At 58.3% G+C, this 16,672-nt stretch carries 13 protein-coding genes; all 13 read left to right on the top strand.

Going from position 1 to position 16,672, the window contains the following annotated elements; all coding sequences use genetic code 11:
• Positions 1-237: 237 nt before the first annotated feature.
• The 13 genes from tssI (at position 238) to QZ497_RS13690 (ending at position 16,672) form a co-directional block, all read left to right on the top strand.
• Positions 238-2,265, top strand: coding sequence for a type VI secretion system tip protein TssI/VgrG (gene tssI / locus QZ497_RS13750; RefSeq protein WP_295475819.1), 2,028 nt, complete (start codon positions 238-240; stop codon positions 2,263-2,265).
• Positions 2,262-3,143: a DUF4123 domain-containing protein gene (locus tag QZ497_RS13745; RefSeq protein WP_295475816.1), complete on the top strand. Its 882-nt coding sequence runs from the start codon at positions 2,262-2,264 to the stop codon at positions 3,141-3,143. The genes tssI and QZ497_RS13745 overlap by 4 nt, the downstream gene beginning before the upstream one ends.
• Complete coding sequence (locus QZ497_RS13740; protein WP_295475813.1) at positions 3,136-6,540, top strand: T6SS effector BTH_I2691 family protein; 3,405 nt, start codon at positions 3,136-3,138, stop codon at positions 6,538-6,540. The genes QZ497_RS13745 and QZ497_RS13740 overlap by 8 nt, the downstream gene beginning before the upstream one ends.
• Positions 6,541-6,629: 89 nt before the next feature.
• On the top strand, positions 6,630-7,310 hold the full coding sequence (locus QZ497_RS13735; protein WP_295475811.1) for a hypothetical protein: 681 nt from the start codon (positions 6,630-6,632) through the stop codon (positions 7,308-7,310).
• A 63-nt stretch (positions 7,311-7,373) separates the two neighbouring features.
• Positions 7,374-8,081 carry a hypothetical protein gene (locus QZ497_RS13730; RefSeq protein WP_295475808.1) on the top strand — a complete coding sequence of 236 codons (708 nt, stop codon included), beginning with the start codon at positions 7,374-7,376 and terminating at the stop codon, positions 8,079-8,081.
• A gap of 350 nt (positions 8,082-8,431) precedes the next feature.
• Complete coding sequence (locus tag QZ497_RS13725) at positions 8,432-9,196, top strand: hypothetical protein (RefSeq protein WP_295475805.1); 765 nt, start codon at positions 8,432-8,434, stop codon at positions 9,194-9,196.
• A gap of 48 nt (positions 9,197-9,244) precedes the next feature.
• The gene (locus tag QZ497_RS13720) at positions 9,245-9,955 is read left to right on the top strand and encodes a hypothetical protein (protein ID WP_295475802.1); all 711 of its coding nucleotides are present in this window, start codon (positions 9,245-9,247) and stop codon (positions 9,953-9,955) included.
• Between the two features lie 594 nt (positions 9,956-10,549).
• Positions 10,550-11,632 carry a methyl-accepting chemotaxis protein gene (locus QZ497_RS13715; RefSeq protein WP_295475799.1) on the top strand — a complete coding sequence of 361 codons (1,083 nt, stop codon included), beginning with the start codon at positions 10,550-10,552 and terminating at the stop codon, positions 11,630-11,632.
• A 72-nt stretch (positions 11,633-11,704) separates the two neighbouring features.
• Positions 11,705-12,070: a response regulator gene (locus tag QZ497_RS13710; protein ID WP_295475796.1), complete on the top strand. Its 366-nt coding sequence runs from the start codon at positions 11,705-11,707 to the stop codon at positions 12,068-12,070.
• A gap of 4 nt (positions 12,071-12,074) precedes the next feature.
• A complete protein-coding gene (locus tag QZ497_RS13705) occupies positions 12,075-12,392 on the top strand; it encodes an STAS domain-containing protein (protein WP_295475794.1) in 318 nt (105 codons plus the stop codon).
• Positions 12,393-12,395: 3 nt separating this feature from the next.
• On the top strand, positions 12,396-14,483 hold the full coding sequence (locus QZ497_RS13700; RefSeq protein WP_295475790.1) for a chemotaxis protein CheA: 2,088 nt from the start codon (positions 12,396-12,398) through the stop codon (positions 14,481-14,483).
• Positions 14,484-14,509: 26 nt separating this feature from the next.
• Positions 14,510-16,138: a methyl-accepting chemotaxis protein gene (locus QZ497_RS13695; protein WP_295475787.1), complete on the top strand. Its 1,629-nt coding sequence runs from the start codon at positions 14,510-14,512 to the stop codon at positions 16,136-16,138.
• A 12-nt stretch (positions 16,139-16,150) separates the two neighbouring features.
• A complete protein-coding gene (locus QZ497_RS13690) occupies positions 16,151-16,672 on the top strand; it encodes a chemotaxis protein CheW (RefSeq protein WP_295475785.1) in 522 nt (173 codons plus the stop codon).

Below are 16,672 nucleotides of genomic sequence, written 5' to 3'. Positions count from 1 at the left end.
CCGTAAAGGCCTGTCATGCATGGCGTTGGCAGCGCGCGCAATGGCTTGCACACCAGCAGGCAGGAGATTGCGCGAAAACCGCCTGAAGTCTCCCCGCTCGCCCCCCTAAAAAGCCATAAGCCATTGATATAAAAGTAAATAAGAGGCATGGCACGGATCTTGGTAAAGGTTGCATCCACAGCCTGGCCTTCCCGCCCGGGCGCGACCAGAAACCGCTGCTGACCAAGGAGATCCGGCATGCCCGCTGCCGACCGTGCGGCCTTCACCCTGAACCTTGCAGGCCAGCACGACTTTCAGGTTCTGGCCTTCGATGGCTTCGAGGCGCTCAACCAGCCGTTTCGCTTCGACCTGCAACTGGTCAGCGAACGCCATGACCTTGACCTGTCCACCCTGCTCCATCAGCCGGCCTGGCTGCAACTGGACGCCGCCGGCCACGGCGTCCACGGCCAGGTCGCGCGTATCCTGCAGGGCGAGCGCGGTCAGCGGCTGAGCCATTATCAGGTCAGTCTGCAGCCGCGCCTGGCCAATCTGGCCTACCGCATCAACCAGCGGATCTTCCAGAACCTCAGTGCCCCCGAAATCATCGGCCGACTGCTCAAGGAGCACGGCATCCTCGCTAATGCCTGGCGCTTCCATCTCTATACCCCCTGCCCGCCACGCGAATACTGCGTGCAGTACGACGAGTCCGACCTGCACTTCATCCAGCGCCTGTGCGAAGAAGAAGGCCTGCACTATCACTTCGAGCACGATCGGCAGGGCCATGTACTGGTATTCGGCGACGACCAGACCTTCTTCCCCAGCCTGCCAGCGCAGAGCTACCACCCGGACACCGGCATGGCGGGCGACGGCCCGGCGGTGACGCGTTTCAACCTGCGTCTGGCGACCCGCAGCAACCATACGGCGCGACGCGACTGGCACTTCGAGATTCCCCGGGTGCCGCTGCACAGCGAAGCCGGCAGTGAAAGCCTGGTGTTGCTCGAAGACTACGATTACCCGGGCCGCTTCACCCATCGTGAACGCGGCCAGGTCCTGGCCAACCGTGCGCTGCAGCGGCACCTTCACGACCAGTACCAGGCCGACGGTCACAGCGGCCAGCCACAACTGCGCAGCGGCCACCTGTTGCCCTTGACCGATCATCCCCGGGACACCTGGAACACCTTGTGGCTACTGACTGAAGTCCATCATGAGGGGCGCCAGCCACAGGTGCTGGAAGAGTCCGCAGGCACATCGCGCGCAAGTGGCGAGGGGCTGCGCCAGGGCTATCGCAACCGCTTCCTGGCCATCCCCGCCAACACCTTCTACCGGCCGCCGTTGCGACACCCCAAGCCGCGCGTGCTCGGCAGCCAGACCGCCATCGTCACCGGCCCGGCCGGGCAGGAGATCCACTGCGATGCCCATGGGCGAATCAAGGTGCGCTTCCACTGGGACCGCGAGGCGCAGAGCGACGAACACTCCAGCTGCTGGATCCGTGTAGCCAGCAGTTGGGCCGGCAACCGCTACGGCGCGGTCAGCCTGCCACGGGTCGGCATGGAAGTGCTGGTCACCTTCATGGAGGGCGACCCGGACCAGCCGCTGGTCAGCGGCTGCCTCTACCACGGCGACCACCCGCTGCCCTACGCCCTGCCGGAACATCGCACCCGCAGCCTGTTCAAGAGCATGAGCAGCCCCGGCGGAGGCGGATTCAACGAACTGCGCATCGAAGACCGCCAGGGCCAGGAACAGATCTACATCCATGCGCAACGCGACTGGGACGAAGAGATCGGCCACGACCAGAAAATCCATGTCGGCCATGAACGCCACGAGCGCATCGAAGCCAACAGCTACAGCCATTTCCAAGGCGAGGAACACCGCACCACGCTAGGTGATCGCCTTACCGACGTGCAGGCCAGCGACCACCTCAGCGTGGCGCAGACCCAGCACATTCGCATCGGTAGCGCGCAACTGATAGAGGCCGGCCAGGAGATCCATCTCAAGGCCGGCAGCAAGCTGATTCTCGATGCCGGCCAGCAGATCACCTTGATGGCCGGCGGCAGTTGCATCACCCTCGACCCCGGCGGCATCAGCCTCAGCGGCCCGGACGTGCGGATCAACTGTGGCGCCAGCCCAGCCACCGGGACCCCGGCTCAGCCGCGCCTGCCGGGCCACGCGCAAGCCGCAGAACAAGGCCAGGCCGGCCAGTTGCTGGTGCCGGCACAGAACGTCGCGTTCAAGCGTACCGGTCGTTGCGAGGTCTGTGAGCGCGCTGCCCAAGGGGACACGGCATGAGCGGTGCGCTGTTCCTGCTGGTCGACGGCCTGCTCAAGCCAGACGCGCTGCGGCAGTTATACGCTCGCCAGGAAAATCTCGATATCGAACCGCTGTACATGGGCACCCGCTGGAGCCAACTCAAAGACAAGGGGCCCATCCTGGTCAAGGCCAGCGAGCGCCTGAGCCAAGCCTGGCGCAGCGATGCAGACTGGCGACGCTGTGCCTGTCTGCTGCAGTCCCGCGCCTCGATGGTCGACCTCGCCCGGCACCTACGACGCTTCCTCTGCCCGCCAGACTACCTGGGCAATGCCAGCCTGCTGCGGTTTGCCGACCCACTGGTGCTGTACCACTGGCTGGGCAGCTTCGATCAGTCACACAGGGATCGAGTGCTGGGTCCTATAGACAGCCTGTGGGTAGAAAGGCCCCGGCAACCCTGGCAACCACCTCACGCCAGCGCGGAGGAAACCGTGCAGTTCGCCGTGCTGGCCCCGGTGACCACCTGGGACCCCGGCTTCGCCCTTCAGGGCCAGGCGCAACTGGATGCACTGGAGCAAGCCCATGACTTCCTGTTCCAGCGCCGCCTCTACCAGGCCATACACCATGAAGACCCTGCAGCCTTCACCGCCCTGCCCAGCGCAGCCATCGATGCCTGGCTGGCCGATGCGCTCTGTAGCGGCCGCGACTGGGGGCTGACCAGCGAGTTCGCCCTGGCCACCTGGGCCTGGTATCGCCATGAACTGGGCACAGACTTCATCGACGTGGCTGACGGCCCTTACCAGACCTGGCTGCAACTGCAGCCCCAGTGCGCCGAACTGCCACCCGAGCTGCGCCTGGACGCCTTCGACCAGTACCGCATGCAGCCAGCCCCTCAAGCCTGTGAGCCTGACCATGACTGACAAAACCGGAAACCGCCGCCAGCGCCTGGCCAGTTGCTTCGACAAGACACCGGCCAGCGGCACCAGTACCTGCCCATTCAAGGGGCCGGACATTGCCATCGTGCCGGTGCGCTACGCCCTGGACAGATCGCGCCACGACAGCAACCCCGATGCGCTCAAGCCACTGCCGGCACAAGGCCGATGGACCGTGCTGCCGCAACTGCAAACTCGCCCTTACACACTGCGCCAGTTGCAGGACGGCTACCTCTATGTTTTCGACGAAACCGCGAAAACCCTGCATGAATACCGCTATCGCGCCAAGGATGCCTGCCTCACGCGCATCATCTGGAGCGACGCCCATATCGGCCAGGACCAGCGCAAGCCCAAAGCCGACCAGAACAGCGACGCCAAGCCCTACCTGCTCTACCCGCGCAAGCATGTGCTGCATATCGCCTACGCACCCATGCAATGGACCTGGCGCATTTGCGAACACCTGCGCTCGCATGAAGGCAGCCGCGCCCAATGGATGAAACGCCTGGACCTGGCCGCCTACAGCCTGAGCATGAACGAACCGGATACCTTGCCGCTGAGCGAACTGGCACTGGCAGTCGCCGACATCGACGCGGGCCAAGTCACCGAAGACGCACGTTTCGCCGACACCAGCGTGCCCACCCAGGCACCACCAGAAGCGCCGACGAAGGGCCAGAAGCCTAACTGGGTCGCGGTGGGCGCCGACGTGCACTGGCTGGGCAGCGTGCCCGACAAAGACAGCGCCCTGCTCATTGCCCTGGACGATCCACTGGCCGTCCTCCAGGACCTTGGCCTGCAACTCGCTGCGGATCAGGCGGCTTATCACGTCTGGCAGGAAGAGCATGAACATCGCATTCAGATCGCCAACATCGTCTCCCAACTGTGTGGCTTGCCTAGCGAGCCCAAGGAAAAGCTGCCGGAAGCGGTACGGGGAGATCCGGGCAGGACGCAGGCGTATCTGCTGGAGGCGGAGGCGTATCTGGTGCAGTGGAAAATGGACCGCGGCGATATTGTTCCCCATCCCCCATCGGAAGATGGGACGGAAGGTCTATATGAAAGTTCGCGCCTGTTTTATGCCTTGCGCGAAAACTACAGGAGCCAACCCACAGACAGCGACTTCCTGGAATGGAAAGAGCGCGACAAATGGCGGCGTGAAGTCGACCTGCCCGGCGCGCGTCGATATCTCCAGCAACAATACGCCACGAAGAAAACACTGCTTGATCGCGTGAAGCAGACCCAGGCCGACTTCAAGCGCTGGTCCAACCATATCAGCCTGGACCCGCTCAAGCTGTTCATCGATACCAGCAACCCACGCACGCTGTTCTACCTCAAGGAACTCATGCTGCACCTGGCGGAAATCTTCGTGCAGGGCGAAGACCCCATTCTGTGGATGTTGAAGCAGGAGCAGAACGCCACGACCCTGTTCGGCACGCTGCGCTACGGCTTCTCACCGGAGCTGAAGGAGGCGCTGCAGCAGGAATCCGGCAAGCTGATTGACGGGTTCTCGGATATCGCCAATATCGCCAGCCGTGCCGGGGAGCTGAACAGCGTACTTAACCACACCGAGTTCGCGAATTCGCCATTGATGAACACTCTAAAGCAACCGGCCCGCGATACATTCGCCGCTCTGCAGACCCTGACGCGCAGCGGCACCGACGCCATGGCCGCTCTCACCGAAAAACTACTTATGGTCTTCACCCCGATCGACGCCAGACTGGCCGCTGGCGAGCATCAGAACCTACCAGCACTGCTGCGCAACCTGCTGATGGGGCAGGTGCTGATCAATTCGCCGAACAGCCTGAAGATCGACCGGGATATCGCCGGCAAATTGCACGAGTGGAAGCAGGAACGGGCAAACCTGCATCAGCAGCTACAAAGCCTGCAGCGCCGCTGGTTCATCACCGAACCCAGTAACCGTAAAGGCCTGACCCACGAACTGGAAAGCTTGATGCGGAAGGCTCAAGCCCACGATACTAAGATCCCGGCTCTGCTCGACTACCATAACGGCCGGTACACCACCGCAGTCACGACGATGATGAGCGACTTCATCGCTCAGGGTAAGACCACAGCAGCCGACTGGAACGCACACAAGAAGCAGTGGATGCAAAGCCGTGGACTCAGCCTGAGTTCGGGATTCAGTGTGGGCGTGATTTTCATCAACCTCATCAATACCGCGTTGGTGACAAAAGCCGCTACTCACGACGGCAAGGTAAGCAGTCCAGAGCTGATCAAGATCGGATATAACCTGGGGTATACCGCAAACCTCTTCATGTCGCTGTTCGTCGATGCGCCTTGGAGCATCATTAAGGAGGCTCCGGCTATCCGGGTAGGCAATAACAATCTTTCGCTCCTAGAGCGCTCTGCACACTTCTGGAAAGCACAGGGTCATGCGCAGTTGAGCAAGACGGTTTCGGCTTTTAGGGCCAGGATTTTTGCAACTGGGCTTTTCTTGCTCACTGCCGCATTGCTGGAGCTAATGGAGATACAAAGCGATTTGAGTAAAGCCAAAGACTCTGAAGAACGGAACCTGCTTCGGATAAAGTCGGCGTTTGTCATGGGCATGGGGGTCGCCGGTTTCCTGCAGATCACCAGCGCGCCAACCGTAGTCGGAAAATATACTTCCCGTATTGTCGGAAACGTGATCTTTTTCATAGTCGCAGTGGTCCTAGGGCTTGGCTACTTAGCCACATCTCTTGCACTGAATAAACTTAAACGGGACGCGCTAGGTACATGGCTCGCCAAATGCAGCTGGTCTATCCATCAGCCACTCAGATACTCGAAAACACCAGAAGGTCGCCTTCAGGAAAAAGAAGATTTCCGCGAAATTGAGCTCAGCCCCTTGATTTTTAGTAAGAGCACTTACTACGACCCTTACGCAGCCGGCGACACCATGGAAGACACGCCTACCGTACAGAATGGAGCATGGATACAAGTTCTTATCCCTGGCGAACTGCGTGGACAGTACGTCAACATTGAAATTTGCAGCACTCGGCAATTTTTAGCAGCTGCACCACAGAAAAAGATAGAAGAAAATCTGAACAGCGCTTTCTTCCACAACGGCGAATTCAAAAGTGACGCCGACTGGGGTCACGTTGAAAATGAGAGACCGAGCACACATCGCTCAGCCGTTTGGCCAAAGTTAGAGTACAAACAGAGCGTCATCTGGGAAGTCTGGGTACCGCTGGACAAACACGCCGAGTACATGGAAATGCAAATATGGTACCCAGAAAACCTGTTTCAATTTAATAAAAAAGACAGAGCCTATCGTTTTCACATCAAATTAAAAACATCCGGCTCCATTCATAGTGACGGGTTAACCAGTCCAGATAAGCTAATCACCTACAAAAAAGATAGAGAGGGCACGGAAAAAATCTGGATCATTCCGTAAAGCTATTCATTACCTCCATATCGAAAAACCCCTTTACAAGAATCTGTCCTTGCATGCCATCCCACCTCCTTCTCTCGCAGCAAAGCGCCATGTCCGCCCAAGAAGAGACATTCGCCAGCACTCAGGTGTTGAACGAATGGAAAATAATCACGTTCGATAGCGATAGAAAAGGCGTCATACGCGTTAGAGCCTTTTTCACCCTCACGATATTTACGATATGGCTTGCGGCCGGCTTCTTCATTTGGGTCGGTCCAGACGACGCCCTTTACCTGGTGTCTTATCCGGCCATCTCCGCGACCGTGCTGTTTATTTACTTTTTAAATTTTACCCCTCAAAAAAATGTATATCATTACACACTTTTCGACCACTTCGCCAAGTACAGCTTCTGCCCTTACTTCCACCGAGACTCTAGACTCATCCTTCGGTATTTCATCATGGGATGCTTCATTTTCGTGATTATACTGGCCGTGCAACTGGACTCCATGGAGGTCCTGCTGCTAGGAAACCTGTATCTGATTTTTAACGGTGCTCTCCATCTGCTGTACTGGAAAGCTCCGGATCCGGAACTAGTAAATAGTCCGCCTTGGGGTGCGATCAACTCGGCGATTATTGACAAAAAAAATCGCATTATCGCTCTAGTCGTCGACGACACGACCGCTGGCTTCGAAATGTACTTACATGATCATGAGCACCTCGAACGATGCCTTGTATTTCTCAAACGTCATTTACCACAGCATGTTGCTTACATCGAAAGGTGCTGGCGGCAATAACAGCCAGCAGCGGACCTGTAACTAAGTACCCTTCCTTTTCTTCAGCGCGGAACAACGCTCGCCATGTCCCTGCACACCTTACTTTCAAGCATAAACCTCGAGAACAATCAAGCCAAAGAAATCAACCATAGCGAGTACTCCCCCGAATGGACGGTAAAAGCTTATGACGCCTCCCCAACGAAGATCATAGGCATAAAGCTAACCTTTGCCGGCTTGATCGCGGTCGTGTGGGGGGTGGCTAGCTGGACGTGGCAGGTAAATTTAGAGGTTGACAAATTTGCTGTTGAAGCCACTGCGGTGATTCTGACCACTATTTTGCTTTTTCTTTTTAAGTTCGTTATGCAGAAATCGGTCTTTCACTACACCCTGCACTCCACACACGGTCAATACCGCTATAACCGTTACCAATACAACAATACAGAAATCCTGCTCCAATACTTTGCAATCGGACTTTTCTCGCTTTATATCATCATCGCGTTATATATGGAGTCACTCATCGCCATTTTTCTTGGAGCAGCCTACCTGCAAGCCAGTAGCCTGTTCAACCTCATGAGCTGGAAGAATGCAAAGCCGCAAATTATAACGAGCGCCCCATGGACTCAATTCGACACCATGCTCATTGATCGAAAACACAACTTTATCGTGCTAAGCACCGAAAAAATCGCACATGACTTTAAGTTATATTTTATTGAAGAAACGCACCTCGATCGCCATATAGCCTACCTGAAATCGGTATTACGGCCCAACATTCGGCACATTGATAAAAAATAAAACTTGCACATAAAAATCTCACCAGCCTGACGACTTTCAGATGTATATCTAAACGTGCAACCACATCATCCCCTTAGATTACGCCGTCTCAAATTCCTCATGCATTGACTGGGAGTGCTCCGCAATTGATGCGCTGGCAACGACCTGAGACGACTGAGTTACAAATTGGTATCCGCCCACTCTGGCGCTCCCTAAAAACTTGGACTTAGATTATCGCCCTCAATTCAACCTCGGGCTTTTTGCGAAGAACAGTAATGAGGGGCTGACATAATCAACTGGTTTATCATTTATGAAAATCGTGACAGCGCACAACCAATCCTGGTCATACCTTAGAGACTGGAGCGCCCTTGATGTCACTAAAAGCGATAATCGCAAGCGAAAACACAGAACTTTTAGCGGATACCGAGAACCTCGAAATTCGGCCTATGGATGAATGGACAATAAAAGCCGTGGATGGCAGTAGAAAAGGCGCGAAAAATACGAAAATCTTCTTCATCACGCTGATCGTACTGATGTGGCTAGCCGCGAGCTGGTTCATAGGGTACGGCACCGATGAGGATAAATTTCTAGCAAAGTTTCTCGCTAGCTTCTGCACCTTTTTAGCTTTGCTGGCCATGAAGGAGGCATTTCAAAAATCTATCTTCCATTACACCTTGTACTCCACGCACGGGCAGTACAGCGTCGCTCTCGATTACCACAAACATACGGAAAGCACCGTAAGGTACACCGTTATAGGACTGTTTATCGCTTATGCGCTCTTTGCGCTCTATATGAAATCCCTGCAAGTCTTTCTAGTGGGCGTCATCTACGTGCTGCTCAGTGGAGCGGTGAGGCTCATGCACTGGAAGCGCCCAGATCCAGAGTTGGTCAAGAGCTCACCTTGGAAAGATTTCAATTTCGTGATTGTCGACCGTAAGTACCGAATCGTCGTGCTATTGATCGACGAACCCACCATCGGCTTTGAAGCACGCCTGCTCGACAACCAACATGTGGAGCGTTATCTGGCCTTCTTGCAAACAGTCTTGCCCCCCTGTGCGGTACCGAGAAGAAACGTGGGAATGGTAATAGGGACGATGCATGCTCGTCTCGCCTTAACATTCAAACTTGCACTTTAACAAACAGCACCTCTATTCACCCCAGACAAGCATAACGGAGCACTCAGCGTGGAACACTTCATGGGCCAGCGAGACGGCCTCACACAGTCCAAACTCATGAAAAACTCGCGACCCGCCCCACTCAAGTGGACAATCAAAGCCATTAACGCGCCACGCAAATCGATTTCATTCACAATAAAGCTCTTTGTCGGAGCTATTTTATTAGCTTGGGCCGTCGTAGCATGGACCGCATGGACAGGCTCGGAAGACAGCCACATGTTCGTATCCATAATGGCGACAGGCCTGACGTTGTTTTTACTTTGGATTTTGAAACATTGCCTTCAAAAATCCGTCTTCCACTATGTCGTCCACGCCACCCACCTGCAATATACCCATTACCTTGACTACCCTGAAAATGCAGAGGCCCGTTTAAAACGGTCGATCATCAGCCTCTTTGTCGGCGCTGCCGTCATTGCCGTCGTTCTGAAATCTCTGTCGGTCTTTGTGATAGGCACCGCGTACTTGCTCTTGAACGGCGCGCCACAATTGATGTGCTGGAAACGACCCGAACCAGAACTCGTCGTCAGCCCGCCTTGGAAAAAATTCCAGCGGATGATCATCGATCGCAAGTATCGACTCGTCGTGCTTCTGATCGACGACCCCACCATCGGCTTCAAAGCTCACCTGCCCGATGACGCGCATCTGCAGCGCTACGTGGCGTTTCTCAAGGCTGTGCTGCCGCCCCATGTCCAGTACAGCGAAGAACGCTGGGAGTGGTAAGGCGTGGAAATCATCCCACCCGCATCGACCTGCCGGGGGACGGGTTGGCCCCCTGCGTCAGTCACTCCGCTCGCGGCTGCGCTGTCGGGAATAACCCTTTTCTTTATAGGGGTATCAGATTAAGATCGAAAAAACGATTCAGCAGAAAAATAATATTAATCACTCTCATTAAATATTTTCATGAACAAAAATACTTAGAACCCTTATAGTCAGCACCCTATCGAATTAGTGGACGCACCAGGCTGCTCCCCTAGATGCCGCATAGCATTGCTGCAGCCGTCTGCCAATCACCCCTGCGACGAAGGCCTTCATATTTTCGTCATAAAAACACGATGAAAGCGCTCAACCTTGCCTACAACCCTTAAGGAAATTTCCTATGCGTGTGTATGAAACACACGTTTTGCATCCGCGCTCTACGCCAGGAACTTACTGAATCGCCAATCTTTTCTTGATGCATCATGCACTGGATCCAAGAAAAAATTCGGCGAAAAATTTTGTAAAACCGTTGGTCCGGCTTAAGGGTTACCCCGATATTGGCGTCAATTTGCCACCGATATGATCCTCGAACTTTCCAGTTTTCGAATGGATGCGAGGATGTTGATTAATCTTGCTCTTTGGGTCGGCATCGCCATTGGTGCTACAGGACTGGTAGTCGCACAAACCACCGTCGTGATCATCGGCCTCGCGGTCATCGCCGCCGCCACCTTGGCACTGCATCTACGCAAACCGGCAGCACCGCCCCCGGCCATCGACCCCGTCGAACGCGTTGCAGCGACCTCGCAAGCGGATATCCCTGCCCTGCTGCACACCGTGGTCCCCAGCTGGAGTGACAGCATCGCGCAAAGCCGCGATCTGCTGCAGAGCAACATCAGCGATCTGTTCGAACGCTTCAGCAATATCGCCAGCCGCCTCGAAAGCAGTCTTGGCAATTCCGAGAACATTCTCGCTAATGGCGGGGTCGGGGCCAGCCTGCGTGATGCCAACCAGCGCCTGGCGGAAGTCACCCGGGCATTCGAGACCAGCAGCCAGCGCCAGCAGACACTCATCGGCACCATCAGCCAGCTCGGCAACTATGCCGACCAGTTGCAGCAGATGGCCAAGCGAGTGCAGGAAATCGCCAGCCAGACCAACCTCCTGGCCCTCAACGCGGCCATCGAAGCCGCCCGTGCCGGTGAGCATGGCCGGGGCTTTTCGGTGGTGGCGGATGAAGTGCGCAAGCTGTCTTCCCTGTCGGCGGAAACCGGCCAGGGCATGGACTCCAAGGTCGAAGAAATCAACCACGCCATCCAGTCCACCATCACCGCCGCCGCCGAGCTGGGCGAAAACGAGCGCAGCAACCTGGAGTTCCTCGACGCCTCGGTCACTACCGTCATGGGCCGCCTGGAGGAAAACCTCAACGAGCTGTCCAGTGCCTCCAATGACCTGCAGCGCGATGCCCGCGATACTCAGCAGGACATCCAGGCCATCATGGTCAGCCTGCAGTTTCAGGACCGTGCCGACCAGATGCTCGACCACGTACAGATCGACCAGCAGCATTTGCTCGATGCCCTGCGCAATCAGGACGACAGCCTGCACGATCCGCGCGCCTGGCTCGAACGCTTGCACCAGCGTTTCACCACCGAGGAAGAGCGCCACGGGCGAACCCAGACCAACGCCAGCGAAGTCACCTTCTTCTGAGCGGCGTCAATGAGTGAAGCCTGGTTTACCAGAATTATTGACTACAGCCTTTCCTTAGCGAGGACCTGAAACATGGCCAAGACCGTAATGATCGTCGACGACTCCGCTTCGATGCGCCAACTGGTGAAGATGAGCCTGACCAGCGCCGGCCACCAGGTCATCGAGGCCAGCGATGGCCGTGACGCGCTCAGCAAGCTGACCGGGCAGAAGATCAACCTGATCATCAGCGACGTCAACATGCCCAACCTGGATGGCATCGGTCTGGTCAAGGCCGTCAAGGCCCGCCCGGAATACCGTTTCACGCCCATCATGATGCTGACCACCGAGAGCGAGCAGTCGAAAAAGGCCGAAGGCCAGGCGGCTGGCGCCAAGGCCTGGATCGTCAAGCCCTTCCAGCCCCAGCAGCTGCTTGCGGCAGTCGAAAAGCTGATGGGCTGAGCCCATGTTTACCCTCAGCCAGCCGTCCCCTGAAGCTCCGGCCCTGCTGCAGGCGGCCGGCGACCTGACCATCTACGAAGTCCAGCAGGCCCATGAGCAGCTCAAGGAGCTGCTGGCTGCCGATGCCCCGGCCTGGCAGCTGGATCTTTCTGGCATCGGGGAGCTGGACAGCGCGGGGGCGCAGCTGTTGCTGGCCCTGCACCAGTACCTCACCGAGCAGGGTCGGCCCACCGAGGTGGTGGCGGCTTCGCCCAGCGTGATGGAAATGGCCGGGCTGCTGGCTCTGGATATGCTCCACCCCATGCCCCCTGGCGAGGATTGACCGATGCTCAGTGGCGATCAATGGAATCAGTTGCTGCAAGGCTTTCTGGATGAAGGCCGGGATCTGCTCAAGGACGCCGAGGACAGCCTGTTGCGGCTGGAGACCTCTCCCGATGACGAAGACGCCGTCAACCAGTTGTTCCGCGCGGTGCATACGCTCAAGGGTTCAGCGGGCATCTTTTCCCTGACCGCACTGGTCAACCTGACCCACCATCTGGAAAGCCTGCTGATGCTGGTGCGCGATGGCCAGCTGACCCTGACCTCGCAAATGACCTCACTGATGCTGACCTGCATGGACGAACTGAGCACCCTGCTCGAAAGCGTCGATGAAAGCGGCCAGTTGAATGTCGATGAATCTCGCCACGCGCCGCTGATTGCCGCCCTCGGGCAGGCCCAGGGGCACGTTGCCGCGCCCGTGGAGGCGTCCGCGCCGGCGGTTATCGAAGCCACGGTCGAAGACGCAAACGATTGGCGCATCAATATCGAATTCGCCCCTGAACTCTTCGAGAACGGTTTCGACCCCGCAGCCTTCGTGCGCTATCTGAGCAAGCTCGGCACGCTGACCCGCATACAGACCCGAACCGATCGCCTGCCCGCCCTGCACGCACTGGACCCGCACCAGTGCTACCTGGCCCTGGAGATCGAGCTGCACAGCTCGGCCGGCGAGCAGGAAATCGCCGATGTCTTCGAGTTCATCCAGGACTTCTGCACCCTGCGCATCGAGCGTATCGCCGGCCTGCCGGTGCTGGCCTCGGCGGATGTTCTGCCGCCGGCGGCGACCGTGGCCAGCCAGCAGGTCCAGCCCATGCCGCCGATTGCGGTTCAGGCCAAGGCGTCGCCCGCACCGGCGGCCCCTGCCGAACGCGGGGCCGCCAGCGCTGGACGAGAAAAACGCAGCATTGAAAACACCCTGGTCAAGGTCTCGGCCAGCAAGCTCGACGAACTGATCAACCTGGTCGGCGAACTGGTGATCAGCACCGCTGGCGCGCAGATGCAGGCGCGTCTGTCTGGCGACACGCGTTGCATCGAGAGCACCCAGGCGGTGTTCCAGCACGTCGAACAGATCCGCGAAAGCGCCCTGAAGCTGCGCATGGTAGAGGTCGGCGAGACCTTCAACCGTTTCCACCGCGTGGTCCGTGACGTCAGCCAGGAGCTGGGCAAGAAGATCCAGCTGACCATCCGTGGCGGGGAAACCGAACTCGACAAATCGGTGATCGACAAGATCGCCGATCCCCTCACCCACCTGGTGCGCAATGCCATCGATCACGGTATCGAGTCGGCCGCCGCACGCCTGGAGTCCGGCAAGCCGGAAGAAGGCAGCCTCAGCCTCAATGCCTATCACGACTCCGGCATGATCGTGCTGGAAATCAGCGACGACGGCCGTGGCCTGAACACCGCGCGCATCCTGGAAAAGGCCATCGCCAAGGGCATGGTCGAAGCCGACGCGCAACTGAGCGACCGCGACATCCACGCGCTGATCTTCGAAGCCGGGTTCTCCACCGCCGAGCAGGTGTCCAACCTGTCCGGGCGTGGTGTGGGTATGGACGTGGTGCGCAGCGCCATCGATCAACTGCGCGGCACCATCGAGATCGACTCGGTCGCTGGCCAGGGGTGCACCTTCCGCATCCGCCTGCCGCTGACCCTGGCGATCATCGACGGTTTTCTGGTCAGTGTCGGCGATGACAGCTTCGTCATTCCGCTGGACATGGTCACCGAGTGCATGGAGGCCACCGAGCTGCCCCTCGACAACGGCTATGGCTACCTCAACCTCCGGGGTGCGCCCCTGCCGTGCATCACCCTCGACAGTCACTTCGGCCTGGACAGCAAGCCGGCGCGGCGGCGCAATATCGTGGTGGTCAGTCAGGGTCGCCAGCAGGCGGGCCTGATCGTCGACCAGTTGCATGGCGAACTGCAGACCGTGATCAAGCCCCTGGGCAAGATGTTCCAGCACCTGCGCGGGATCAGCGGCTCGACCATTCTCGGCTCCGGCCAGGTGGCGCTGATTCTCGATATACCCAGCCTGTTCCGCCATTTGCAGTCACTGGTGGACACCCCCTCACCCAGCTCGGCCAACGCGGCCAATGCCTACTGATACAACAGCCCTTCAGGAGATTCATCATGCAGTTCGTACGCAATATGAAGATAGGAGCAAGGCTGACACTGGGCTTTCTGGTGGTCATCATCCTGACCGCCATCATCGGCGGGCTGGGCATTCGCAACCTCGACCAGGTCAATACCCTGTCGGACCGCATGTACAACACTGACGTCGAAGGCATGGTGCAGCTGCAGGAAGCCAACATTCAGCTGATCACTTCCGGGCGGGCCATCCGTACCGGACTGCTGGCCACCAATCCGGATGAACGTAACAGTGCCTTCGCCAGGGCACAGGCGGCTCTGGACGAGACACGCAGGCAGATGACCCTGGCTCGCGAAAACTTCGTGACCAAGGACGGCCTGGAGCGTCTGGATAAATTGAACGCGCCACTGGCTGACTATGAAGCGAAGTTCAAGCAGATCATCAACCTCAGCAACCGCTCCGGCCAGTACCAGGATACGAGCGATGTGACGGCCATGATGCCGGTGTTCAAAACCAGTGCCGACCTGATCGACGGCATGCTGGGCGATATGGTCCAGGAAAAGAAAGCCCGTACCGGCCAGGCCAATGATGAAATCACCAGCATTGCGGAAAGCTCACGCGTGCAGATGATCGGCCTACTGATTGCCGCCACTCTGCTGGGCATGCTGATTGGTGTGCTGGTCACCCGCAGCATCACCAGGCCGCTGAACGTCGCCGTCGAAGCCTCCAACCGCATGGCCGCCGGCGACCTGAGCAAAGACCTGGAAGTCAACAGCAAGGACGAGACTGGCCAGTTGCTGAGTTCGATGCAGAACACCACGGTGCGCCTGCGCAGCATACTGGGCGATGTACGCAGCGCTGCCGACGCGCTGTCTTCGGCGTCCGAGCAGGTCAGTTCGACCTCGCAGTCGCTGAGCCAGGCCGCCAACGAACAGGCCGCCAGCGTCGAAGAAACCACGGCGTCGGTGGAGCAGATGTCCGCCTCCATCGCGCAGAACACCGAAAGCGCCAAGATCACCGACGGCATCGCCGGCAAGGCCGCCAACGACGCCGTCCAGGGTGGCGGTGCAGTAGTCGATACCGTCGAAGCCATGAAGCAGATCGCCGACAAGATCAGCATCATCGACGACATCGCCTACCAGACCAACCTGCTGGCCCTCAACGCGGCCATCGAAGCGGCACGCGCCGGTGACCACGGCAAGGGCTTCGCGGTGGTGGCCGCCGAGGTACGCAAGCTGGCCGAACGCAGCCAGGTCGCGGCCCAGGAAATCGGCCAGGTGGCCTCCAGCAGCGTGCAACTGGCCGAGCAGGCCGGTCGCCTGCTCAACGAGATCGTGCCGAACATCCAGAAGACTTCCGACCTGGTGCAGGAGATCACTGCCGCGTCCCAGGAGCAGAGCGGCGCGGCCGGGCAGATCAACATCGCCATGGGCCAGATGAACCAGATCACCCAGCAGAACGCCTCGGCCTCCGAGGAACTGGCCGCCACCGCTGAAGAAATGAACGCCCAGGCCGGCCAGCTGCAGGAACTGATCGGTTTCTTCCGCTTCGACGAGAACGCCGCCAGCCGTCCGCTGCCGCGTGTCCAGGACACGCACTCGGGTGGCTCGTCCTCCTGGCAGCGCAGCAAGGGCCAGGTGGATGAAGGTCAGTTCGTCAGTTTCGGTTGATGGAGTGTGACCATGAACCTTGCCAAGCCCATCGACTCAACGTTCGACAATGCCCACGACATGAGCGTGCAGCATCTGTCGTTTCGCGTGCGTGACGCCGCCTACGCCCTGCCCATCGACCTGGTGCGGGAAATCATCGAGTACCACGACGTGACGGCGGTACCGATGATGCCGGCGTTCATCCACGGGGTGATCAACCTGCGCGGCAACGTGGTACCGGTGCTCGACCTGGCTGCACGCTTCGGCTTCGAGCTGACCAAAGCCGGCAAGCGCACCTGCATCGTGATCATCGACCTGCCCATGGAAGACCAGCAACAGCGCATCGGCCTGGTGGTCGATGCGGTGGACGCGGTGCTGGACATCGACCCGCAGCAGGTGGTGCCACCGCCGCCGTTCGGCGCGGGCATCCGTACCGACTTCATCGCCGGCATGGCGCGCAACGAGCAGACCTTCACCATCATCCTGAACATTCCGCAGGTGTTGTCCCTCGACGATATCCGCCAGCTCAGCCTAGCGATTGCCAAGGGAAGCTGA

Origin of the sequence: uncultured Pseudomonas sp. (assembly GCF_913777995.1) — a bacterium.
Taxonomy (GTDB): Bacteria; Pseudomonadota; Gammaproteobacteria; order Pseudomonadales; family Pseudomonadaceae; genus Aquipseudomonas.
The sequence above is the reverse complement of the archived record's forward strand: the minus strand, read 5'-3'. Positions and strand labels throughout refer to the sequence as shown.